This is a genomic window from Actinacidiphila acidipaludis (assembly GCF_019890725.1).
In the GTDB taxonomy this organism is placed as follows: Bacteria; Actinomycetota; Actinomycetes; order Streptomycetales; family Streptomycetaceae; genus Actinacidiphila; species Actinacidiphila acidipaludis.
In genome coordinates, this window is record NZ_JAINZZ010000070.1 from 1 (window position 1) to 21,422 (window position 21,422).

Annotated in this window: 21 protein-coding genes; 9 read left to right on the plus strand and 12 right to left on the minus strand. The window is 74.9% G+C overall.

Going from position 1 to position 21,422, the window contains the following annotated elements:
* Window positions 1–84: 84 nt before the first annotated feature.
* Window positions 85–768 carry an SDR family oxidoreductase gene (locus K7862_RS32520; protein ID WP_222968553.1) on the plus strand — a complete coding sequence of 228 codons (684 nt, stop codon included), beginning with the start codon at window positions 85–87 and terminating at the stop codon, window positions 766–768.
* A gap of 101 nt (window positions 769–869) precedes the next feature.
* Here the strand turns inward: K7862_RS32520 and K7862_RS32525 are convergent, their stop codons facing one another.
* Window positions 870–2,309 carry a dihydrolipoyl dehydrogenase family protein gene (locus K7862_RS32525; RefSeq protein WP_222968554.1) on the minus strand — a complete coding sequence of 480 codons (1,440 nt, stop codon included), beginning with the start codon at window positions 2,307–2,309 and terminating at the stop codon, window positions 870–872.
* Between the two features lie 244 nt (window positions 2,310–2,553).
* Here K7862_RS32525 and K7862_RS32530 point away from each other — a divergent pair, with 244 nt between their 5' ends.
* Window positions 2,554–3,150: a histidine phosphatase family protein gene (locus tag K7862_RS32530; RefSeq protein ID WP_222968555.1), complete on the plus strand. Its 597-nt coding sequence runs from the start codon at window positions 2,554–2,556 to the stop codon at window positions 3,148–3,150.
* A gap of 211 nt (window positions 3,151–3,361) precedes the next feature.
* Entirely contained in the window at window positions 3,362–4,897 is a 1,536-nt protein-coding gene (gene lnt / locus K7862_RS32535) for an apolipoprotein N-acyltransferase (RefSeq protein WP_222968556.1), read from the plus strand.
* Here the strand turns inward: lnt and K7862_RS32540 are convergent.
* On the minus strand, window positions 4,857–5,768 hold the full coding sequence (locus K7862_RS32540) for a Gfo/Idh/MocA family protein (RefSeq protein WP_222968594.1): 912 nt from the start codon (window positions 5,766–5,768) through the stop codon (window positions 4,857–4,859). The genes lnt and K7862_RS32540 overlap by 41 nt on opposite strands.
* Before the next feature lie 253 nt (window positions 5,769–6,021).
* Here K7862_RS32540 and K7862_RS32545 point away from each other — a divergent pair, with 253 nt between their 5' ends.
* Entirely contained in the window at window positions 6,022–6,522 is a 501-nt protein-coding gene (locus tag K7862_RS32545) for a hypothetical protein (RefSeq protein WP_222968557.1), read from the plus strand.
* 36 nt (window positions 6,523–6,558) lie between these two features.
* On the opposite strand, the gene ung is transcribed toward K7862_RS32545, so the two are convergent.
* The 5 genes from ung to K7862_RS32570 form a co-directional block, all read right to left on the minus strand.
* Entirely contained in the window at window positions 6,559–7,239 is a 681-nt protein-coding gene (gene ung / locus K7862_RS32550; RefSeq protein ID WP_222968596.1) for a uracil-DNA glycosylase, read from the minus strand.
* A gap of 115 nt (window positions 7,240–7,354) precedes the next feature.
* Window positions 7,355–8,137, minus strand: a complete 783-nt coding sequence (locus K7862_RS32555) for an SDR family oxidoreductase (protein WP_222968558.1) — start codon at window positions 8,135–8,137, stop codon at window positions 7,355–7,357.
* A 20-nt stretch (window positions 8,138–8,157) separates the two neighbouring features.
* Window positions 8,158–8,919: a 3-oxoacyl-ACP reductase FabG gene (fabG, locus tag K7862_RS32560; RefSeq protein ID WP_222968559.1), complete on the minus strand. Its 762-nt coding sequence runs from the start codon at window positions 8,917–8,919 to the stop codon at window positions 8,158–8,160.
* Window positions 8,920–9,047: 128 nt separating this feature from the next.
* Window positions 9,048–9,431 (minus strand): DUF3037 domain-containing protein, encoded by a 384-nt coding sequence (locus K7862_RS32565; protein ID WP_308012315.1) that lies wholly within the window; start codon window positions 9,429–9,431, stop codon window positions 9,048–9,050.
* A complete protein-coding gene (locus K7862_RS32570) occupies window positions 9,428–10,261 on the minus strand; it encodes a HipA family kinase (RefSeq protein WP_222968560.1) in 834 nt (277 codons plus the stop codon). Before K7862_RS32570 ends, K7862_RS32565 begins: the two co-directional genes overlap by 4 nt.
* 32 nt (window positions 10,262–10,293) lie before the next feature.
* Here K7862_RS32570 and K7862_RS32575 point away from each other — a divergent pair, with 32 nt between their 5' ends.
* Together K7862_RS32575 and K7862_RS32580 are read left to right on the plus strand one after the other, a co-directional pair.
* Complete coding sequence (locus K7862_RS32575) at window positions 10,294–12,456, plus strand: S9 family peptidase (protein ID WP_222968561.1); 2,163 nt, start codon at window positions 10,294–10,296, stop codon at window positions 12,454–12,456.
* Between the two features lie 79 nt (window positions 12,457–12,535).
* The gene (locus tag K7862_RS32580) at window positions 12,536–13,069 is read left to right on the plus strand and encodes a Rieske (2Fe-2S) protein (RefSeq protein WP_222968562.1); all 534 of its coding nucleotides are present in this window, start codon (window positions 12,536–12,538) and stop codon (window positions 13,067–13,069) included.
* 17 nt (window positions 13,070–13,086) lie between these two features.
* Here the strand turns inward: K7862_RS32580 and K7862_RS32585 are convergent, their stop codons facing one another.
* Complete coding sequence (locus K7862_RS32585; protein ID WP_222968563.1) at window positions 13,087–13,992, minus strand: LysR family transcriptional regulator; 906 nt, start codon at window positions 13,990–13,992, stop codon at window positions 13,087–13,089.
* Between the two features lie 72 nt (window positions 13,993–14,064).
* On the opposite strand from K7862_RS32585, the gene K7862_RS32590 reads away from it, so the two are divergent.
* Window positions 14,065–15,102 carry a DMT family transporter gene (locus tag K7862_RS32590; protein WP_222968564.1) on the plus strand — a complete coding sequence of 346 codons (1,038 nt, stop codon included), beginning with the start codon at window positions 14,065–14,067 and terminating at the stop codon, window positions 15,100–15,102.
* A 62-nt stretch (window positions 15,103–15,164) separates the two neighbouring features.
* On the opposite strand, the gene K7862_RS32595 is transcribed toward K7862_RS32590, so the two are convergent.
* Window positions 15,165–16,496, minus strand: coding sequence for an aminotransferase class I/II-fold pyridoxal phosphate-dependent enzyme (locus K7862_RS32595; RefSeq protein ID WP_222968565.1), 1,332 nt, complete (start codon window positions 16,494–16,496; stop codon window positions 15,165–15,167).
* A 39-nt stretch (window positions 16,497–16,535) separates the two neighbouring features.
* On the opposite strand from K7862_RS32595, the gene K7862_RS32600 reads away from it, so the two are divergent.
* Together K7862_RS32600 and K7862_RS32605 are read left to right on the plus strand one after the other, a co-directional pair.
* The gene (locus K7862_RS32600; RefSeq protein WP_222968566.1) at window positions 16,536–17,237 is read left to right on the plus strand and encodes a pyridoxamine 5'-phosphate oxidase family protein; all 702 of its coding nucleotides are present in this window, start codon (window positions 16,536–16,538) and stop codon (window positions 17,235–17,237) included.
* A gap of 13 nt (window positions 17,238–17,250) precedes the next feature.
* Window positions 17,251–17,910 carry an FMN-binding negative transcriptional regulator gene (locus K7862_RS32605; RefSeq protein ID WP_222968567.1) on the plus strand — a complete coding sequence of 220 codons (660 nt, stop codon included), beginning with the start codon at window positions 17,251–17,253 and terminating at the stop codon, window positions 17,908–17,910.
* Window positions 17,911–18,156: 246 nt separating this feature from the next.
* Here the strand turns inward: K7862_RS32605 and K7862_RS32610 are convergent, their stop codons facing one another.
* The 3 genes from K7862_RS32610 to K7862_RS32620 form a co-directional block, all read right to left on the minus strand.
* Entirely contained in the window at window positions 18,157–19,263 is a 1,107-nt protein-coding gene (locus K7862_RS32610; RefSeq protein ID WP_308012316.1) for a DMT family transporter, read from the minus strand.
* 278 nt (window positions 19,264–19,541) lie between these two features.
* Complete coding sequence (locus K7862_RS32615) at window positions 19,542–20,555, minus strand: EamA family transporter (protein ID WP_222968568.1); 1,014 nt, start codon at window positions 20,553–20,555, stop codon at window positions 19,542–19,544.
* Between the two features lie 66 nt (window positions 20,556–20,621).
* Window positions 20,622–21,350, minus strand: a complete 729-nt coding sequence (locus K7862_RS32620; protein WP_222968569.1) for a pyridoxine/pyridoxamine 5'-phosphate oxidase — start codon at window positions 21,348–21,350, stop codon at window positions 20,622–20,624.
* Window positions 21,351–21,422: the final 72 nt, after the last annotated feature.

Sequence of the window (21,422 nt, forward strand, 5' to 3'; positions counted from 1 at the left end):
TGACCTGCGCGGATCGCTGTCGGTGACGAATTGTCAGTCCCCCACCCCCCCTCCGTTCCCTCCTCTCCCGGCAAGGACGTCCCCATGAAGATCAACGGCTCGATCGCACTCGTCAGCGGCGGCAACCGCGGTATCGGCGAGCACTTCGTCAAGGCCCTGCTCGACCGCGGCGCCACGAAGGTCTACGCGGCCGCCCGCGACCCGCGGAAGGTCACCGTGCCCGGCGCGGTGCCGATCCGCCTGGACATCACCGACCCGGCGTCCGTGCGCGCCGCCGCCGAACAGGCGGGCGACGTGACGCTGGTGGTCAACAACGCCGGGATCTCCACCGGCGCCTCGCTGCTGGAGGGTTCGCGGGAGGACTTCCTGCGCGAGTACGAGACGCACGTGCTCGGCACGCTGGAGATGAGCCGGGCGTTCGCGCCCGTGCTGGCCCGCAACGGCGGGGGCGGCCTGCTCAACGTGCTGTCCGTGCTGTCGTGGCTGACGCTGCCGGGCAGCGCCGCGTACTCAGCGGCCAAGTCGGCGCAGTGGTCGGTGACCAACGCGCTGCGGATCGCGCTGGCGGAGCAGGGCACGCAGGTCACCGGCCTCCACGTCGGCTACGTGGACACCGACCTGACCGCGGGCATCGACGCGCCCAAGTCCGCCCCGGCGGACGTCGTCCGCACCGCGCTCGACGGTTTCGAGTCGGGCCTGACCGAGGTCCTGGCCGACGCGCTCTCCGAGTCCGCCAAGGCCGGCCTCGCCCTCCCCCCGGCCGCCTGATCCACCGGTGCCCGCGGGATCACCCCCTGACCCCGCGGGCGGCGGCCGGCCCCGCGGGCACCCACCGGATCCGGCGAACCGGCCCGTGCCCGCCCGCGGCGTCAGCCGCGGAAGGTCTCCAGCAGGCGCAGCCAGATCTCGCTGATCGTCGGGTAGGCCGGCACCGCGTGCCACAGACGGGTCACGGGCACCTGCGCGGACACCGCCACGGTCGCGGAGTACAGGAGTTCGCCCACGCCGGGGCCGACGAAGGTCACCCCGGCCAGGACGCCGGCGTCGAGGTCGACCACCATGCGGGCCTTGCCGCGGTAGTCGTCCCCGTACAGGGCGGCGCCGGCGACGTTGCCCAGGTCGTAGTCGACGGCCCTGACCCGGCGTCCGGCCTGCTCGGCCTCCTCCAGGCTCAGGCCGACCGCGGCGACCTCGGGGTCGGTGAACACGACCTGCGGCACCGCGGCCGTGTCGGCCGTGGCCACGTGCGCGCCCCACGGCGCGTCGTCCAGGACCTCGCCGCGGGCCCGGGCCGCGATCGCCGCCCCGGCGATCCTGCCCTGGTACTTGCCCTGGTGGGTCAGCAGCGCGCGGTGGTTGACGTCGCCGACCGCGTACAGCCAGCCGTCCTCGACGTCGGTCACCCGCAGCGTGTCGTCGACGGTGAGCCAGTCGCCGGGCGTCAGGCCGACGGTCTCCAGGCCGATGTCGCCGGTGTGCGGGTGGCGGCCGGTCGCGAAGAGGATCTCGTCGGCCGTGAGGGTGGCGCCGTCGTCCAGCACGGCCCGGATCTGGTCCTCGGGGCCGCCCTCGCGGGTCACCGACGCCATCGACACCCCGAACCGGATGTCGACGCCGGCCGCCCGCATGGAGTCGGCGACCATCTCCCCGGCGAACGGCTCCATGCGCGGCAGCAGCCCGGAGCCGCGCACCAGCATGGTCACCTCAGAACCGAGGGCCTGCCAGGCGGTGGCCATCTCGACCGCCACCACGCCGCCGCCGACGACCAGCAGCCGCCCGGGCACCTCCTTGGCGCTGGTGGCCTCCCGGCTGGTCCACGGCCGCACGTTGTCGAGACCGGCCAGCGGCGGCAGGGCCGCGGTGGTGCCGGTGCAGACGGCGACGGCGTGCCGCGCGGTGAGCCGCACGGTGTCCCCGTCCGGCGTGGTCACGGTGACCTTGCGCGGCCCGTCCAGCCGGCCGTGGCCGCGCACCAGGTCCACGTCGACGGAGTCCAGCCAGCCGACCTGGCCGTCGTCCTTCCAGTTCGAGGTGAAGACGTCCCGCCGGGCGAGCACCGCGGGCGCGTCCAGCGGTCCGGCGACGGCCCCGGCCAGCCCCGGCAGCCGGCGGGCGTCGGCCCGGGCGAGGGCCGGCCGCAGCAGCGCCTTGCTCGGCATGCACGCCCAGTACGAGCACTCGCCGCCGACCAGCTCGCTCTCCACGATCACCGTGCTCAGGCCGCCCGTCCGGGCGCGCTCGGCCACGTTCTCCCCCACCGGACCCGCTCCGATGACCACCACGTCGTAGTTGCGGGACACGTCGTCCATTCCGGCTCCTGTACTGGCGTCGCCTGTTCGTACCGATCAGACCGAGGTCACGCGGATGCCGCAACCGGGGCACTGCGCGTCATGGTAGCCACGGCGTGTGACGGGAAGTCCCGCGCACCGCCCGTGGTTGCCACCACTGCGGTCCGGGCCGTCAGCCCGGGCGGACGGCCCGGACCGCTCGTCGTCCCGGGCCGGGACGTATGATCACAACGGCGGCGCCGAGGGGCGTCACGGGAGGTGCCCGATGGGCGAGCTGGTTCTGATCCGTCACGGCGAGACCGAGTGGACGCTGTCCGGTCAGCACACGAGCTACACCGACCTCCCGCTGACCGGGAAGGGCGAGGAGCAGGCCCGCGGCCTGGCCCGGATGCTCTCCTCCCGCCACATCGCGTGCGTGCTGACCTCTCCGATGGAGCGCGCCCGGCAGACCGCCAAGCTCGCGGGACTCGACCACACCTTCGTCGACCCCGACCTGCGCGAATGGGACTACGGCGGCTACGAGGGCGTGACCACGCGGGAGATCCACCGCACCCGCCCCGACTGGGACCTGTGGACCGACGGCGTGGTGCCGGGCCCCGAGGGGCATCCCGGCGAGACCCCCGAGGAGGTCGGCGACCGCGCCGACCGGGTCCTGGCCCGGGCCGACGCGGCCTTCGCCAACAGTGAGGGGGGTGACGTGGTGCTGGTCGCCCACGCCCACCTGCTGCGGGTGCTGACCGCCCGCCGGCTCGGCCTGCCGCCGGCCGACGGCGCGCTGTTCCAGCTCGCCACCGGCACCCTCAGCCGGCTCGGTCTCGAGCACGGCCGCCATGTGCTGACCGCCTGGAACCGCCTGCCCTGACCGGCTTGGGGCGCCCCGGCCTCGGGTCGCACCGCGGCTCGGGCCCACCCGGGGGCATAGGCGCCCGACGTGGGGCAGGATGACGTGGTCAGTGCACCGGCCGCGGGCTCGCCCGGCGGCCGGTGTGTCACCCCGTGCGAAGGGGTAAACAGCCTTGATCACCCCTGGCTCGACGCGAGAGGACCCGGCGGATCCACCCGAGGGAGCCGATATGTCGCTGACGGTCGAGGAACGCGTCACCGCGCGCCTCGCGTCACCGTGGAAGCGCGGCGGGGCGGCCGCCCTGGCCGGCGCCGTGCCCGCGCTGGCGTTCCCCGCCCCCTCGCTGTGGTGGCTCGCCTACGTCGCCCTGGTGCCGTGGATGCTGCTGATCCGCTCCGCGCCGACGCCGAAACGCGCCGCGCTCGACGGGTGGTTCGGGGGTGCCGGCTTCATGCTGGCCGTCCACCACTGGCTGCTGCCGAGCCTGAACGTGTTCATCGTCGTCCTGGCCCTGATCCTCGGGGCGCTCTGGGCGCCCTGGGGCTGGTTGGTGCGGCGGCTGCTCGGCCAGGACGCGGGGCGCGCCCAGGTCGCGTCGGCCCTGGTTCTGGTGCCCTGCGGCTGGCTGATGGTGGAGCTGGTGCGCTCCTGGCAGGGTCTGGGCGGCCCGTGGGGGCTGCTGGGCGCCAGCCAGTGGGAGGTCCGGCCGGCCCTGCGGCTGGCGTCCCTCGGCGGGGTGTGGCTGCTCAGCTTCCTGGTGGTGCTGCTGAACACGTCCGTGGCGGCGCTGGTCGCCCGGCCCGGCGCCCGCAGGCCCGCGGTCGCCGCGCTGGTCGTCACGGCCGTCGCCACCAGCGTGGTCTGGTGGTGGGCGCCGCGCCCGCAGCAGTCGGGATCGGTGCGCGTCGCGGTCGTCCAGCCGGGCGTCATGCCGACCGCCGAGAGCCGCCTGGACCGGGAGATCGCGCTCACCCAGCAACTGGCCGGCAGCCACCCGGACCTGGTGGTGTGGGGTGAGAGCAGCGTCGGCGTCGACCTGAGCTCGCATCCCGCCGTGGCCGACCGGCTGGCGTCGCTGTCGGCCTCGATCGGTGCCGATCTGCTGGTCAACGTGGACGCCCCCAAGGCGGACGGCTCCGGCATCTCCAAGACCTCGGAGCTCATCGGCCCGGACGGGGTGACCGGGCCGACCTACGACAAGATGCGGCTGGTCCCGTTCGGCGAGTACATCCCGATGCGGTCGGTGCTGGGCTGGGCGACGTCGGTGGGCAAGGCCGCCGACCAGAACCGCCGCCCGGGCAAGCACCAGGTGGTCATGGACGCCCCTGGGCTGCGCTTCGCCCCGCTGGTCTGCTTCGAGACCGCGTTCCCGGACATGAGCCGCCATCTCGCCGGTGACGGGGCCCAGGTCCTCGTCGCGCAGTCCTCCACGTCGTCGTTCCAGGACAGCTGGGCGCCGGCCCAGCACGCCTCGCTGGCCGCGCTGCGGGCCGCGGAGACCTGGCGGCCGATGGTGCATGCGACCCTCACCGGGATCAGCGCGGTCTACGACGGGAACGGGCACGCCGTCGGGCACCGTGTGGGCACCGGCAGCAGCACCACGACGCTCTACCGGGTGCCGCTGTCCACCGGCGTCAGCCCGTACGTCCGCTTCGGGGACTGGGTCCCGCACCTGGCACTGCTGCTGGTGCTGGTCTCGGCGGCCTACGAGGCGACGCGGCTGGTCAGGCGACCGGCTCCGGCGCTGCCCGGTCAATCTCCGTGACGATCCGCTCGCACAGCTCGTGGGTGCGCAGCGCGTCCTGGGCGTCCAGCACCTTGCCGCCGCGGACCGCGTCGAGGAACGCCAGGGTGACCTGCTCGATGCCGCGCTGCCGGGCCACCGGCACCCAGTCGCCGCGCCGGCGGACCGTCGGCTGGCCCTTGTGGTCGACGACCTCGGCGAGGTTGAGCACCTGACGGCGCGCGTCGTCGCCGCTGACGTCCAGGCTCTCCTCGACCGAGCCGCTCATCCGGTTCATCGAGCCGATCGCGGTGAAGCCGTCGCCGTCCAGCTGCAGCACGAGGTGGTGCAGCAGGCCGTCGCGGACCCGGGCGCTGACCGTCACCCGGTCGACGGTGCCCGGCGCGAGGAAGCGCAGGGTGTCCACGACGTGCACGAAGTCGTCGAAGACCATCGTGCGCGGCGCCTCCGGCAGGCCGATCCGGTTCTTCTGCATCAGCACCAGATGGCGCGGGTGGTCCAGGCACTGCGCGTAGCCGGGCGCGTAACGGCGGTTGAACCCGACCATCAGCGACACCCCGCGCCGCTCGGCGAGTTCGACGACGCGGCGGGCCCCCGCCAGGTCGTAGGCGAGCGGCTTGTCGACGTACGTGGGGACGCCCGCCTCGATGAGGCGTTCGGCGATGGCCACGTGGTGCTCGGTCGGCGCGTGCACGAACGCGGCGTCCAGCTCCCGGTCCAGCAGGGCGTCCAGGGTGGCGTGGCGGTGCGGCAGCCGGTACTCCTCGCCGACCCGCTCCAGCGTCGCGGGGGTCCGGGTCTGCAGGTGCAGTTCCAGGCCCGGCTGCGCGGCGAGCACCGGCAGGTACGCCTTCTGCGCGATGTCGCCGAGGCCGATGACGCCGATCCTCAGCGGGACGTTGCCGGTTGCCATGCGTGCTCCTGTCGTCTGCGTCGCGCGGACGCCGTGTGCCGCCGCCACGAGTGCGCCGGGCGGGCGTCACCGCAGCATACGGGCCGGATGACGGGTCCCGGCGAGGTCCCCCGGGCCGCGGTCGCGGGCGCGCGGGGGTCACCTGTAGGGGTGAGGGCCGCGTGTGCGAGGGCCGAACGGTCACTCGCCCGGGGAATTACGGCCGCCGCGGGCGCCCGGCACAGTGGGGCGGGTGCGCCGACTTCCCTTCCCGCTGGCCGCGTTGGCCCTGCTGTCCGTGCTGTTCGCGTGTGCCGCCACGGGGTGCACGACCGTCACCGCTCCCCCGCCGGCGGCCCCCGGCGCCCGCCCTCCCGTGCCCGTGCGGACCGCCGGGTGGACCGCAGGGTGGACCGCAGGGTGGACCGCGCCCGCCGGGCCCGACGGCGGGACCGCGGCGCCGCGAGCCCATCAGGTCCTGGACACCGTGGGGGCGCGGCCGGCCGGGAACCACCGCCGCGCCCGTGGCGCCGATCCGCAGCGCGGCGCCCGCCGTCATCGGCGGGCGCCGCACCGCGGGCCGGAGCGGGACACGGCCCCCGTGCAGCCGGTCCTGCCCAGGCTGGCCCGGGGCGCGGACGGTGTGTGCGAGCTGGGCCGCGCGTACGGCGGGTGGGACCCGGGCAGCGAGACCGCCCGCGCCTGCCGACGGGCGGTCGGCCCGCTGAGTGCGGCAGGCTCCCGCCGCGGCTGATGCGGCACCGCCCGTGCGAAGCCGCCAGGGGCGGGTTCAGCCCGCCGCCACCGCCAGGTCGTGGATGCGCCAGTCGATCGCCTGGTGCCCCTGCGTCTCGACGGCCGCGTTGATCTGGCTGAACGGGCGGCTGCCGAGGAAGAGCTTGGCGGACAGCGGGGACGGGTGGGCGCCCTGGATGACGATGTGCCGCTCGGTGTCGATCAGCGGCAGCTTCTTCTTCGCGTAGTTGCCCCACAGCACGAACACCGCGGGGTCGGGACGCCCGGACACCGCCCTGATCACCGCGTCGGTGAACTTCTCCCAGCCCTTGCCCTTGTGCGAGTTGGCCTCGCCCTCGCGGACCGTCAGCACCGCGTTGAGCAGCAGCACGCCCTGTTCGGCCCACGGCATCAGATAGCCGTTGTCCGGGATCGGGTGGCCGAGTTCGTCGCGCATCTCCTTGAAGATGTTGCGCAGCGACGGCGGGGTCCGCACGCCGGGCCGGACCGAGAAGCACAGGCCGTGTCCCTGCCCCTCGCCGTGGTACGGGTCCTGGCCGAGGATCAGTACCTTCACCTGGTCGAACGGCGTCGCCTCCAGGGCGGCGAACACCTGGTCCTCCGGCGGGAAGACGCGGTGCTTCTCGCGTTCGGCCGCGACGAAGTCGGTGAGCTGCTGGAAGTAGGGCTTGTCCAACTCCCCGCCGAGGGCGGCCTGCCAGGAGTCGGGCAGCATGGTGGGCACGTCGGGAACCTCCGGTCGGTGATGTGTTGCTGTTCCCGAACCTAGTCCCCGCCACTGACAGTGCCGGCCCGCGGGGCGCGGGCCGGCGTCCGGTGGACCGGAGCTGTCAGTGTCCGGCCTGCAGGAACAGGCCGCCGTCCACGACGAGGTTCTGCCCGGTGATCCAGGCGGCCTGCTCGGAGAGCAGGAACGCGGCGGTGCCGCCGATGTCCTCGGGCACGCCGAGGCGTCCCAGCGGGTAGGCCGCGGCGGCCTCCTCCTCGCGCCCCTCGTACAGGGCCGCGGCGAACTTGGTCTTCACCACGGCGGGGGCGATGGAGTTGACCCGCACGCCCGGCGCCATCTCGGCGGCGAGCTGCACGGTCAGGTTCACCATGGCGGCCTTGCTCATGCCGTAGGCGCCGATGAACGGGGACGGCGCGAGGCCCGCGATGGAGGCGATGTTGACGATCGCGCCGCCGTTCTCCTTCTGCCACGCCTTCCAGGTCTGCTGGGCGAAGCCGAGCGCGGAGATCACGTTGGTCTCGTAGACCTTGCGGGCGACGCCCAGGTCGAGGTCGGCGAGCAGGCCGTACACCGGGTTGGTGCCGGCGTTGTTGGCGAGGTAGTCGACCCGGCCGAACGCCTCCATGGTGCGTTCGACGGCGATCGCCTGGTGCGCCTCGTCGTGCGCCTTGCCGGCGACGCCGATGACGCGGGGCTGTCCGTCGGCGCCTGGGGCGGTCGCGCCGAGGCGGTCGACGGCCTCCTTGAGGGCGTCCTCGTTGCGTCCGGTGATGCACACGCGGTCGCCGCGGGCCACCAGGGCCTCGGCGATGCCGTAGCCGATGCCGCGGCTGGCGCCGGTGACGAGGGCCACGCGGCCGGTGTCGGGGGTGGGCTGAGTCATGTCGATGGCCTTCGCGCTGGTCAGTTGAGCGGTCCGCCGGCCACGTACATGACCTGGCCGGAGATGAAGCCGGCCGCGTCGCCGGTGAAGAAGGCGATCGCGTTGGCGACGTCCTCCGGGCGGCCGACGCGCTGGACCGGGATCTGGGTGGCGGCCGCGGCCTGGAAGTCCTCGAAGCCCATGCCCACGCGGGCGGCGGTGGCCGCGGTCATGTCGGTGACGATGAACCCGGGGGCGACGGCGTTGGCGGTGATGCCGAACTTGCCGAGCTCGATGGCCAGGGTCTTGGTGAAGCCCTGCATACCGGCCTTGGCCGCCGAGTAGTTGACCTGGCCGCGGTTGCCGAGCGCGGAGGACGAGGAGAGGTTGACGACCCGGCCGAACTTCGCGTCGACCATGTGCTTCTGGCACGCGCGCGTCATCAGGAAGGCGCCGCGCAGGTGCACGCCCATGACGGTGTCCCAGTCGGAGGCGGTCATCTTGAACAGCAGGTTGTCGCGCAGCACACCGGCGTTGTTCACCAGCACGGTGGGGGCGCCCAGTTCCTCGGCGACCCGGGCGACGGCGGCCTCGACCTGGGCCTCGTCGGACACGTCGGCGCCGACGGCCAGCGCCCGGCCGCCGGCCGCGGTGATGGTCTCGACGGTGTCCTTGCACGCCCCCTCGTCGAGGTCGAGGACGGCGACGGCACGGCCTTCCGCGGCCAGGCGCACCGCGGTGGCGGCGCCGATCCCGCGGGCGGCGCCGGTGACGATCGCGACGCGCTGCTCGGTGGTGGACATCTGTGTCTCCTCAGCCCGGTGTGCGGTCGCCCGTGCGCCGCACGCATGAGCGACCGCTTAGTAGGTCCCGTAGCCGAAACCGTAGAAGTGCCGTGACCCTGTGTCAACGCCACCACGGCGGATGTGGCTCACCGCACGAGCAGCTCCAGCAGCCGGTCCGCCTCACGCCGGGCGTCGGCCGTCAGCCCGGTGTGGATGGGTCCGGACTGCACGATGGTGCTGCGCGGCGCGGTCAGCCAGCGGAACCGCCGCCCCGGGTCGTCGTCCGCGGCCTGCCCGGCCCGGTCGCCGCCCTCGCAGATCCCCTGGTACCCGCGCAGCGCCGCCCGGACGCCCTCGACGTCGACCTCGGCGTCCAGGCAGCGCAGCCGCGCCTCGTCCAGGTGCACCCGGGCGCCGACGTAGCTCTGCGCGCGGCAGTACACCAGCACGCCGGCGTTGATCATCTCGCCGCGTTCGATCCGCGGCACCACGCGCACCAGCGCGTACTCGAAGACGTCCCGCCCGTTCACTCGGCGCCGCCCTTCTCCGCGTGGCCCTCGACCCAGGGGCGCAGCCACTCCGGTGGCGGCTGTTTCTCCCGGCGCCCGGGCGCTGTGGTGATGCGCTCGTGGATGTCCTGCGCGCGGGCGCCGAGCAGTCGCCGGTAGGCCGCGCGCACGTCGTCGGGTGTGTCGAACCCGGGTTCGCCGGCCAGCCACTCGTCCGGAATCAGGGCGGTCACCTCGGTCAGCAGGTCCTCGGTCACCTTCGCCGCCAACTCCCCTGCCACAGCCGCCGGTTCGGGATCGAAGCGGGACAGTGCGTGATCGGACGCGTCGTACGGCTTGGCCGCGGCGGCCTCGGCGGACGGCCAGTTGTGGTGCCAGATGAGCGAGGCGCCGTGGTCGATCAGCCACAAGTCCCGGTGCCAGACCAGCATGTTAGGATTACGCCACGACCGGTCCACGTTGCCGATGAGCGCGTCGAACCACACGATGCGGCTCGCCTCCGCGGAATCCACGGTGAAGACCAGCGGATCGAACCCGAGCGAGCCGGGCAGGAAGTCCATTCCGAGATTGAGCCCGCCGCTCGCCTTCAGCAGGTCCTGGATCTCCTGGTCGGGCTCGCCCAGCGCGATCACCGGGTCGAAGTCGAACCGCACCAGCTCCGGCACCCGCAGGCCGAGCCGCCTGCCCAGCTCACCGGCGATCACCTCGGCCACGAGCGCCTTGCGGCCCTGGGCCGCGCCGGTGAACTTCACGACATAGGTACCGAGGTCGTCGGCCTCGACCACTCCGGGCACCGAGCCGCCCTCGCGCAGCGGCGTCACATAGCGGATGCCCGTCACTTCTCTCAACATCCCCCCAGGTTAGTGCGGTGCAGACTGCCCTCATGGACACGACCAGCACGCACGACGACCGCCACGGCCCGGCCACCGCCCCCCACCCCGCTCCCCCGGAGCCGTCCGCCCACGACGCGTTCCCCGCGCAGTTCGCCCGTACCCAGCGCTACACCCTCGGCGTCCCGCGGGCGTTCACGCTCGCCGCCGACGGCACGGCGGTGCTCTTCCTGCGCACCCGCGGCCCGGAGGACCGGACGGGCTGCCTGTGGCTGATCGACGACGACGGCGAACGGCTGCTCGTTGACCCCGACGGGCTCGGCGCGGGTCCGGCCGGCGTGCCGGAGGCCGAGCGGATCCGCAGGGAGCGCGCCCGCGAGCACACCGCGGGCGTCGTGGCCTACGACGCGACCGCGGACCTGGCCACCGTGGTCTTCGCGGTCGACGGCGCCCTGTGGTGCCTGGAGCCACGGCGGGGCGCGGCGCCGCGGCCGGTCGCCACCGCGGGGCCGGTCGTGGACCCGCGGCTCGCCCCGGACGGACGGCATGTCGCCTACGTCACCGGCGGCGCCCTGCACGTCGCGGCCCTCGACGGCGGCGACGGCCGGCTCCTCGCGGCGCCGGAGAGCGCCGACGTGACCTACGGTCTGGCCGAGCACGTGGCGGCCGAGTCGATGGGCCGGCACCGCGGCCACTGGTGGGCGCCCGACGGCCGGCGCCTGCTGGCCGCCCGGGTGGACACCACCGGCGTGCGGCGCTGGTGGATCGCCGACCCCTCGGACCCGTCGCGCCCTCCGCGCGAGGTGGCGTACCCGGCCGCGGGCACCGACAACGCCGAGGTGTCCCTGTCCGTGTTCGGCCTCGACGGGACGACGACCCCGATCGCCTGGGACCGCGCGGCGTACGAGTACCTGGCCGCCGTGGCCTGGGACGCGCACGGGCCGCTGCTGAGCGTCCAGAGCCGGGACCAGGGCACCCTGCGCGTCCTCGCCGCGGACCCCGCGACCGGCGCGACCCGCCTGCTGCACGAGCAGCGCGACCCGGCCTGGGTCGAGCTGATCCCCGGCACCCCGGCCAGGACCGCGTCCGGCGCCCTGGTGCACACCGCCGACCTCGGCGGGACCCGCCGGCTGACCGTGGCGGGGACCCCGGTCACGCCCGAGGGCCTGCAGATACGCGCCGTCGAGCAAGTGACCGGCGAGACCGTGCTGTTCACCGCGAGCGACGAGCCGACCGAGGCGCACCTGTGGTCGTACGCGCCCGACGCCGGCCTGGTGCCGCTCAGCAGCACGCCAGGCGTCCACACCGGGCAGCGGGCGGGCGGCACCCTGCTGCTCGCGTCGCGCACGGACGCCGGCCCCGAGACGCGGCTGCTGCGCGAGGGGGCCGCGCCGCGCACGGTCGCGTGCCTGGCCGCCGAGCCGGTCACGCCGCCGCGGGTCACCTGGCTGCGGGCCGGCGAGGCGGGCATCCGCACCGCGCTGCTGCTGCCCTCGTGGTACCGGCCGGGCGGCGGACCGCTGCCGGTGCTGCTCGCGCCGTACGGCGGCCCGGCGATGCAGTTGGTGACGCGGGGCAGGAACTGGCCGCTGGTCGAGGGCCAGTGGTTCGCCGAGGAGGGTTTCGCGGTGGTGATCGCGGACGGCCGCGGCACGCCGGGACGCGGCCCCGCCTGGGAGAAGACGGTCCACCGGGACACGCTCAGCGCTCCCGTCGAGGACCAGGTGACGGCCCTCCACGCGGCCGCCGCCCACTGCCGGGACCTGGATCTGGGGCGGGTGGCGATCCGCGGCTGGTCCTACGGCGGCACGCTGGCGACCGCCGCGGTGCTGCGCCGGCCGGACGTCTTCCACGCGGCGATCAGCGGCGCCGGTCCCAGCGACCAGCGTCTGTACGACACGCACTGGCGCGAGCGGTTCCTCGGGCACCCCGGCAACGACCCGGAGGCGTACGACCGTTCGTCGCCGATCGGGGAGGCCGCCGCGCTGCGCCGGCCGCTGCTGCTGGTGCACGGCCTCGCCGACGACAACGTGGTGGCGGCGCACACCCTGCGGATGTCGGCCGCGCTGCTGGCCGCCCACCGCCCGCACCAGGTGCTCCCGCTGTCGAACGTCACCCACGGGCCGTCCGATCCGGTGGTGGTGGAGGGGCTGTTGCGGCACCAGTTGAACTTCTTGCGCGCGTCGCTGAACGTTTCGCGCCCGCAGGCCGTATGAACGGTCACGCGTGAAACGACGCGGCGGGCCGGCCCCCACGCCGGCCCGCCGGGCCCGACCAGTCGACAGGAAGCAGCTCATGGCAGAAACCCCGGCAACCCCCGGAACCCCCGGATTCCCCGAGTCCGTCGCCCGCCGCACCGTCGTCGCCGCTGCGGGAGGCGCCGGGCTCGCCGCCGTCCTCACCGCGTGCGGCTCGTCCGGCTCGGGCTCCGACGACAGCCCCACCGTGAGCGCGGGGGACACCACCTCGGACGCCGGCTCGACCCAGCCGTCGGACTCCGCCGCCCCCACGACCTCCGCGGCGGGTTCGGGGTCCTCGGGCGGTGGCGGACTCGCCAAGACCTCGGAGATCCCGGTCGGCGGCGGCAAGGTCTTCGCCGATCAGAAGGTCGTCGTCACCCAGCCCACCGCCGGCCAGTTCAAGGCGTTCTCGGCGGTGTGCACCCACCAGGGCTGCACCGTCGCGAGCGTGTCCGGCGGCACGATCAACTGCCCGTGCCACGGGAGCCGGTTCCACGTGGCGGACGGCAGCGTCGCCAACGGCCCGGCCCAGGCGCCGCTGCCGTCCAAGCAGGTCAGGGTCGCCGGCGGCGAGATCTCGCTGGCCTGAACCCGGCGTGCCCGCCGTCAGCGGGTGTACCGCTCGGCCGACCGCCGCAGGGCGTCGACCGCCGCCCGGATCGCGGGCCGGCGGTCGGCGTCCTCCCGCCAGACCGCGTAGACATGGCGGCACATCGTGGTCCGCACGGGCACGATCCGCACGCCCTCGGGCATCGGGTCGCGTCCCAGCCGCGGCATGACGGCCACACCGAGCCCCGCCGCCACCAGCGCCAGCACCGTGGCGTGCTCCTCCGCGTGGTGCGAGATGCGCGGCTCGATGCCCTTGCCGCGCAGGGTGAACAGCAGCCACTCGTGGCAGAAGCCGCCGTCCGGCCAGGCGATCCACTCCTCGTCGGCCAGTTCGTCCAGCTCGATCCGCTCCCGGCCGTCGAGCCGGTGCCCGACCGGCACGGCGACGTCGGCGATGTCGTCGAACAGCGGGGCCTTGGCGAGTCCGCCGGGCAGCGACAGCGGCTTGTTGTACCAGTCGAGGACGACCGCCAGGTCGATGTCGCCGCGGACCAGCCGGGCGAGCTGGTCGTGCGGCTCCAGCTCGTGGACCACCGTGCGCAGTTGCGGGTGCTCGCGGCGCAGCGCGGTCAGCGCGGTGGGGAACAGCCCGCGCACCGCGGTCGGGAAGGCGCCGGCCCGCAGCTCGCCGACGGCCGCGCCGCGGTGCGCCTCCAGGTCGGCGTGCGCCAGTTCGACCAGGGACAGGATCCGTTCGGCGTGCCCGGACAGCAGCCGTCCCGCGTCGGTCAGCCGCACCCCGCGGCCGTTCCTGGCCAGCAGCGCCTGCCCGGTCTCCCGCTCCAGCTTCGTCATCTGCTGCGACACCGCGGAGGTGGTGACGCTCAGCACGTCCGCGGCGGCGCTCACCGATCCGTAGGTGCCGATGGCGTGCAGGATGCGCAGGCGCTCCAGATTCAACATGTAAGCGATACTACGGCGTCCGTGTACGAATTCTCGCTTGTTCTACGACGTCGCAGCCGTCATCGTGGTGCCATGACCGCACCCGCCGAGAGCAGCCCGGCTGTCGCCGCAGCCCCCGTACCACCCCTTGCCGCCCCCGTGGCACCCGCCGCCCCCGCTGCTCCTTCCCTCGCTTCCCTCCCTTCCTTCGCCACGCCCGCCCGCACGGCCGGCGGTGTGCTGCGCCGACTGACGGACTGGCGCATCCGCTTCGTCGCGCTCGGTCTGGTCTGGGGCTTCAGCTTCCTGTTCATGAAGGTGGGGAACGAGGCGTTCGCGCCGCTGCAGGTCACCCTGGGCCGCATGGTGTTCGGCACGGCGGTCCTCGCGACGGCGGTCGCGGTCAAGCGCGAGCGGCTGCCGCGCCGGGGGCGGGTGTGGCTGCACCTGCTGGTCGCGTCCTTCCTGCTCAACTCGCTGCCGTTCACGCTGTTCGCGACCGCCGAGCAGACCATCCCGTCGATGCTCGCCGGGATATGCAACGCGGCGACACCGCTGTTCTCGATGCTGGTCTCGGTCGTGGCGCTCTCCGAGGACCGGCCGTCGCGGCAGCGCTTCGCCGGTGTCGGGCTCGGCTTCGCCGGAGTGCTCACCGTCCTGGGCGCCTGGCAGGGGTTCTCCGGTCAGGACCCCAAGGGCACGATCATGGCGCTGACGGCGGCGGTCAGCTACGCCGTGGGCTGGGCGTACGTGCGGCGCACGCTGTCGGGCTCCGGCAGCTCCAACCTCGCCATGTCCGCGAGCCAGTTGCTGCTGGGCACGCTGCAACTGCTGGTCGTGACGCCGTTCTTCACCTCGATGCCGACGTCCTACCCCGTGAAGTCCGTGCTGTCGGTGCTGGCGCTCGGCGCGCTGGGCACGGGCATCGCGTTCCTCATCCAGTACGGGCTGGTGGCCGAGAAGGGCCCGACGATCGGCGCGATGGTCACCTACCTGATCCCGATCGTGGCCACGGCCGCCGGCGTGCTGCTGCTCGGTGAGTCGCTGAGCTGGAACGAGCCGGTCGGCGCGGTGGTCATCCTGGTCGGCGCGGCGCTCACCCAGCGGCGGCCGCGCGCCCGTCAGGCGTAGCGGCCGGTCCCGGCTCAGGCGTAGCGGCCGGTCCCGGCTCAGGCGTAGCGGCCGGTCCCGGCTCAGGCGTAGCGGCCGGTCCCGGCCGGGCGGAGCACCGCGGCGACGGCGTCGGCGAGCGGGCCGATGTCGTCCGGCCGCAGCGGGGAGACGGTCAGCCGGATGCCCGGCGCCGAGCGGGCCCGGAACCGGGCGCCGGGGGCGACGACCCAGCCGTGCTGGAGCAGCCCGGCCACCGCGCCGGTCTCGTCCGTGACCGGCACCCAGACGTTCATGCCGCTGCGCCCGTGGCCGGTGATGCCTCGCTCGGCGAGTGCGGTCAGCAGGGCGTCGCGGCGCAGGTCGTAGGAACGCGCGGTGGCGGCGACGTCCACCGCGCCGGTCCGCCACAGGTGGACCACGGCGCGCTGCAGCAGATGGCTCACCCAGCCGGCGCCCAGGCGGTGCCGGCCGCGGACGCGGTCGACGGTGACCGCGTCGCCGGTGTACACCGCGAGCCGCAGGTCCGGCCCGTACGCCTTGGCCGTGGAACGCACCAGCGCCCAGCGGTCGGTGGCGCCGGACAGGCAGTGCAGCGGGAGGCCGGTCAGCCCGTGCACATGGTCGTCGTCGACGACCAGGACATGCCGGTGGGCGGCCAGCAGCTCCCGCAGTTCGGCGGCCCGCGTCGCGGAGAGGGCGGCGCCGGTCGGGTTCTGCCCCCGGTCGGTGACCACCAGGGCCCGGACGCCCGATTCCAGCGCCCGCGCGACGTCCGCGGTCACCGGTCCCTCGTCGTCGACGGCGACCGGCACCACGCGCAGGCCCATCGCCGGCACCAGGTCCAGCACGCTCCCCCACCCCGGGTCCTCCACCGCCACCGCGTCGCCCGGCCGCAGATGCGCGGCGAGCACGCGCTCGATCGCGTCAAGGGAGCCGGAGGTGAGACCGATCGGCCCGGCGGGCACGCCGTCCGCGTCGAACGCGGCCCGGGCGAGCCGGCTCAGCTCCGGGTCGACCGGCGGCCCGCCGTAGAGGGCGGGCGACTCGGCGTGGCCGGCGGCGGCCGCCGCCAGCGCGTCGGCCAGCGGCGGCAGTACGGCCACGTCGGGGTTGCCACTGGAGATGTCCCGGGCCTGCGCCGGGACCTCGATCCGGATCTCGTCCCGGGGCGCGGTGGCCGGCCGGGAGCGGACCCGGCTGCCCCGCCGCCCCGCGGTCTCGATCACGCCCCGGTCGCGCAGCAGCCGGTAGGCGGCGGCGACCGTGTTCGGGTTGACGTCCAGTTCGCGGGCCAGTTCCCGCAACGGCGGCAGGGCGGCGCCGGGGTGCAGCGCGCCCGCGCCCACCGCGCTCTCGATGTCGGCCGCGATTGCCGATGCGCCCCGGCCGGTGATCCGATACTCTCCTAGCACAAACCCCATTATGCACTAGTGCAAAGGAGGACGCGAGTCATGACCCAGGATTCCGCGCCACCCGCCGCCGCGTACTCCCCCACACCCCGCACCACGCCCACGCGGCTGCGCGAACGGGCGGCCTACGACCGTGCGCTGGTGCACGGCATCCTCGACGCCGGGTACCTGTGCCACCTCGGCTTCGTCCGCGACGGCGCGCCCGTCGTGCTGCCCACGCTGTACGCCCGCCACGGCGAGCGGCTGTACGTGCACGGCTCGACGGGTTCGCGGCCGGCCCGCGCGGCCGCCGGCGGCGACGGACTCGCGGTGTGCCTGACCGTGACCCACGTCGACGGCCTGGTGCTGGCCAAGTCCGCCTTCCACCACTCGATCAACTACCGCTCGGTGGTGGTGCACGGCATGGCCCACCAGGTCACCGACCCCGTGGAACGCGCCCTGGCGCTCGACACCGTCGTCGACCAGGTCGTGCCGGGGCGGTCCGCGGACTCCCGGCGCGCGAACGCCAAGGAGCTCGCCTCGACCGCGGTGCTGCGCCTGGACCTCGCCGAGGTGTCGGCGAAGGTCCGCACCGGCGGCCCCGGCGACGACCCGGAGGACGTGGAACTCCCCTACTGGTCGGGCGTGGTGCCGGTGCGGCAGGTGTACGGCACGCCCGAGCCCGCCGACGGTTCCCCGGATTCCCCGGCCCTGCCCGGCTATCTGTCGCCCACCGGTCCGCGCGGCGCGGCCCCGCGGATCTGAGAGGACCGAGCGCATGCTGATCCATCCCTGGGACGCGCCCCTGGAGGAGGACGAGTGGCGGACCTGGCTGGCCGCCCACGACTTCGGGCAACTCGCCGTCAACGGGCAGGACGGCGAACCGCCGTTCGTCCAACCCGTGCACTTCGCCTACGACCCCGAGCCCGGTCGCCACGGCGAGGCGGTGCTGCACCTCGCGCGCCCCAACCCGCTGTGGGCGGCGCTGCAGGCGAGCCCGCGGGTGACGCTGAGCGTCGTGGACGACTACGTCTTCGTGCCCGGCCCCTGGCACGCCCCGCTGGAGGGGCCCACCGAGCACGGCACCCCGACGAGCTACTACGCGGCGGTCCAACTGCTCGCCGTGGCGCACGTCCTGGACGACCCGCAGGAGAAGGCCGACCTCCTCCAGCGCCAGCTCGCCCACTTCCAGCCGGACGGCGGCACCGCGCCCGTGGTCCCCGGACAGGCACCGTTCGGCCGCATGCTGCCCGGCATCCGCGGGGTCCGGCTCGAAGTCACCGCGGTGCGGGCGAAGTTCAAGTACGGCGGCAACAAGGCGGAGGGTGTGCAGCGCCGCGTGACCGGGCTGCTCTCCCAGCGCGGCGCCCCGCACGACGCGGCCGCCCGCGCCCACCAACTCCGCCGCCTCGCGGGCGGGGACCCCGCCCGAACGTAGGGTGCTGTGTCCGAGGGGTGCCGGGCGCCTTTTCCGGGTGGGCGGCCGGGTGGCGCGGCTGCCACCGAGGGGAGGGTGCCCGGCGCGCGTTCCCAGGGGGAGCGGACCCCGCGGCCTCCGGTACCCGTTCCGGCAAGGCGCCCGGCGCCGCGGCGGCTGACAACGAACGCCAGGCCCCAACACCCTTCCCCTGCCCAAGCGCAGACCGTGCCCGCACCCAGCCTGGCGCCCCGGCGCGGAGACCTCTCAGGCGCCCGTGGTGCCGACCGGCTCCCGCGGCGTGCCGGGGACGGCGACCACCGCGGAGGTGCGCGCCTCCTCCCAGGTGAGCAGGGCGACCGCGGCCAGCAGCACAACCGTGCCGATCACCGTCGCTCCGGTGAGGTGCTCACCGAGCAGGGTGACGGCGATGACCGCCGCGGACACGGGCTCGATCAGGGCGATCACCGACACGGTGGCCGACCGCAGGGCCGCCGCGCCCGCGAAGTACAGGGCGTAGGCCAGCGCGGTGGGGACCGAGGCGAGGTAGGCGAGCAGGAGCAGCGTGCGGACGAGCCCGGCCGCCTGCGGCAGGATGCCTTCGGCCGCCGCCGCGGGCAGCAGGGCCAGCGCGCACAGGCCGAACGACCACAGGGACGTGTCGAGGGGGTCGGCCGCCTCGCCGCGTCGGCCGTACCAGCGGGTGAGCAGCGTCATCGCGCCGTAGCCCGCGGCGGACAGCACGGCCAGGGCCACGCCCGCGGGCCGTACGGTCGCTCCGCTGCCGCCGAGGACGAGGACCGCGAGGCCGCCGAGGGCGCCGGCCACGGCGCAGGTGCCGCCGCGCCCGAGGCGTTCCCCCAGGGTCAGCCGGGCGGCCACGGCGATCAGCACGGGTCCCGAGCCCAGCGTGACGACCGTGGCGACGGCGAGGCCGGTGGACCGCACCGCGCAGAAGTAGGCGGCCTGAAAGACGGTCAGGGCGGCGCCGGTCGCCAGGATCCGCCCGGCGGCCCGGGCACGGCCCCGGCGCGGCGCGGCGGTGCCCCGGCGCGGCGCGGCGGTGCCCCGGCCGGTCCCGGAGCCGAGCCCACCGGCCGCCCGGACACCGGACTCACCGCCCGATCGCGCCCTCCCGCGGGACCCGCGGGTCGTGCGGGTCGTGCGGGTCGTGCGGCGGACGGCGCGTACCCCGAGCAGCAGGGCGAAGCCGCCCGCGGCCCGCCAGAACGTGAGGCCGAAGGGCCCCAGGCCGCTGCCGCCGTAGAGCAGCGCGGCCGCCGCGCCGGCGGTCCCCCAGGCGGTGGCGGCGAAGACGACACAGGCGAGGGCGCGGCGGGCCGTGAGGGCAGGCCGGTCATGCGTGACTGACACGAGAGTTCTCCCGCAGGGAAGGGGTGGGTGAAGGTCACCGTCTGCGGGCAGCACTCACCGCCTGCCGTGCGCAGGCGCGTCACACGACGCGCGGCGGGGTCAGGCCGGGTGGTCCGGGGTGGCAGCGTGTGCCCGCGTCAGCGGGCCGGCGGCGGGAGAACCATGGAGTGCATGCCGCCACCCTATCCCGGCGTGCGGCCGGGCTCCGGGTCCGGGCACCCGGGTGCGCTGACCGCCGCCCGCACCAAATCGCCTGTCCCGGGCGGCCGTCGGCCCCGCTAGCCGGCGCCCGCCACCTCGACCTGGCCGGCCGGGGGCAGCGGCTCGGCCTTGGGGACGACGGCGGGCTCGGCGCCGCCGGGACCGTCCTTCCCCGCGGGACCGCCCGCCGACGCGGAGGTCTGCGCGACGAACGCCCCGCACAGCACCAGAGTGCCGCCCAGGACCTGGAAGAACCCGAGGTGCTCGCCCAGCAGGATCCACGCCAGCACGGTCCCGACCACCGCCTCGATGCAGGCGACCACCCCCGCGACCTGCGGGCTCAGCCGGCGGACCGCCATCACCCCGGACAGGTAGGCCACGACCGTGGCGACCAGCACGATCCAGCCGATGAGCAGGATCGCCGGGACCTCCCGCTGGCCGAGCGCGGCGCGATGGGTGAGGCCGGAGAAGGGGATCTCCCAGGGGCGGGCGAAGAACGTGAGCACCACGGTGCCGATGACGAGTCCGTGGGCGATGACCGCGACGGGGTCGGGGGCGTCCTCGCCGCCCGTGCCGTGGTCGGCCAGCACGAAGTACGCGACCTGGCAGCACGCCGCACCGAACGCGCAGAGCAGGCCGAGGGGGTCGAAGGCCAGGCCCGACCAGATCTCGACGACCCCCGCCATCCCGGCGACGGCCAGCATCACGCCCAAGGCGGCCGCCCGGCTGACCGGGCGGCGCTGCACGAACCGCACCCAGCCGAGCAGCAGCGCCGGGCCGAGGTACTCGACGAGGATCGCCACGCCGACCGGGATCCGGGAGATCGCCACGAAGTACAGGGCCTGGCAGCCGGCCACACCGAGCGCGCCGAAACCCAGCAGCAGGCCGGGGCGGCGCGTCAGCAGCGCGCGGTGCCGCAGCGCGACGGGCAGCAGGATCAGCGCGGCGCCCGCCACGCGCAGCCACACCACGTGCAGCGGGTCGAACCCCGCCTCGATCAGCGGCTTGGCCGCCACCCCCGAACCGCCGAACGCGAAGGCCGACAGCAGAGCGAGGCCCAGACCCCCGCTCCTCCCCTGAGTTACGTGCATCGGGTCATGATGACAGCTCGCGACAGGACCGTCATCCCGATAGCCACTGACATCGGCCGCCGGGGCTCACGGCCACAGCAGGGTGCGGTCCCAGCCCGGCCCGGACGGGCTCCGCGTGTACCGCACCCGCACGTGGAACCGCCCGGGGTCGGCCTGGAAGAACTCCGCTTCCTGGGCTCGCAGCCGGTACACGGTGTGCCCGTCGGGGACCCGCCCGGGCTCGCCCGCCACCAGGGACTGCGCGGCCCGCCAGGCGCGGTCGTACTCGCCCGGGCCGCCGAGCGGCCGGCTCGTGCGGCCGGTGAAGCCGGCGGTGCGCGAGGCGGGCGAGCGGCCGAGGAAGTCGGCCCTGGCGGCGTCGGCGCCGAGCGCGGTGACGGGTCCCGCCATCCGGATCTGCCGGCCCTGGGCGGGCCAGTACCAGGTGAGCGCCGCCCGCGGGTTGGCCGCCAGGTCCTCGCCCTTGGGGCTGCCCGCGTCCGAGGCGAACAGGCAGGCGCAGTCGGCGATGTCGACGCCGCGCAGGATCAGTACCCGGGCGCTGGGGGCGCCGTCGGCGGCCGCCGTGCTGAGCGTCATCACCTGGGGTTCCGGCACGCCGTCCGTCAGGGCCCGGTCGAGCCAGCGGGCGAACAGCGGCCCGGGCGCGGCGGGCGCGTCCTCGGGGGCGAACCGCGGGAGGGGGCCGGCCAGCACCGGCGCGGCCCGCAGGCGCGCCAGCAGCGCCTCGTCCTCGCTTTCGCCTCCGCCGTCGCCGCCGTGCGGCGGGGCGTCCCCGCTTCCCTCGTCGCTCATCGGGCCTCCCGTCGTCGCTGGAAGTCCATCACACACCACGCGCCGGGCCGGGAGCGGGAAGGCCCGCCCCCG

What these genes read in the sequence shown, in the direction of transcription:
- K7862_RS32520 (WP_222968553.1), top strand. Translation starts at nt 85, where the DNA reads ATGAAGATCAACGGCTCGATCGCACTCGTCAGCGGCGGCAACCGCGGT.
- K7862_RS32525 (WP_222968554.1), bottom strand. Translation starts at nt 2,309, where the DNA reads ATGGACGACGTGTCCCGCAACTACGACGTGGTGGTCATCGGAGCGGGT.
- K7862_RS32530 (WP_222968555.1), top strand. Translation starts at nt 2,554, where the DNA reads ATGGGCGAGCTGGTTCTGATCCGTCACGGCGAGACCGAGTGGACGCTG.
- lnt (WP_222968556.1), top strand. Translation starts at nt 3,362, where the DNA reads ATGTCGCTGACGGTCGAGGAACGCGTCACCGCGCGCCTCGCGTCACCG.
- ung (WP_222968596.1), bottom strand. Translation starts at nt 7,239, where the DNA reads ATGCTGCCCGACTCCTGGCAGGCCGCCCTCGGCGGGGAGTTGGACAAG.
- K7862_RS32555 (WP_222968558.1), bottom strand. Translation starts at nt 8,137, where the DNA reads ATGACTCAGCCCACCCCCGACACCGGCCGCGTGGCCCTCGTCACCGGC.
- fabG (WP_222968559.1), bottom strand. Translation starts at nt 8,919, where the DNA reads ATGTCCACCACCGAGCAGCGCGTCGCGATCGTCACCGGCGCCGCCCGC.
- K7862_RS32570 (WP_222968560.1), bottom strand. Translation starts at nt 10,261, where the DNA reads ATGTTGAGAGAAGTGACGGGCATCCGCTATGTGACGCCGCTGCGCGAG.
- K7862_RS32575 (WP_222968561.1), top strand. Translation starts at nt 10,294, where the DNA reads ATGGACACGACCAGCACGCACGACGACCGCCACGGCCCGGCCACCGCC.
- K7862_RS32580 (WP_222968562.1), top strand. Translation starts at nt 12,536, where the DNA reads ATGGCAGAAACCCCGGCAACCCCCGGAACCCCCGGATTCCCCGAGTCC.
- K7862_RS32585 (WP_222968563.1), bottom strand. Translation starts at nt 13,992, where the DNA reads ATGTTGAATCTGGAGCGCCTGCGCATCCTGCACGCCATCGGCACCTAC.
- K7862_RS32590 (WP_222968564.1), top strand. Translation starts at nt 14,065, where the DNA reads ATGACCGCACCCGCCGAGAGCAGCCCGGCTGTCGCCGCAGCCCCCGTA.
- K7862_RS32600 (WP_222968566.1), top strand. Translation starts at nt 16,536, where the DNA reads ATGACCCAGGATTCCGCGCCACCCGCCGCCGCGTACTCCCCCACACCC.
- K7862_RS32605 (WP_222968567.1), top strand. Translation starts at nt 17,251, where the DNA reads ATGCTGATCCATCCCTGGGACGCGCCCCTGGAGGAGGACGAGTGGCGG.
- K7862_RS32615 (WP_222968568.1), bottom strand. Translation starts at nt 20,555, where the DNA reads ATGCACGTAACTCAGGGGAGGAGCGGGGGTCTGGGCCTCGCTCTGCTG.
- K7862_RS32620 (WP_222968569.1), bottom strand. Translation starts at nt 21,350, where the DNA reads ATGAGCGACGAGGGAAGCGGGGACGCCCCGCCGCACGGCGGCGACGGC.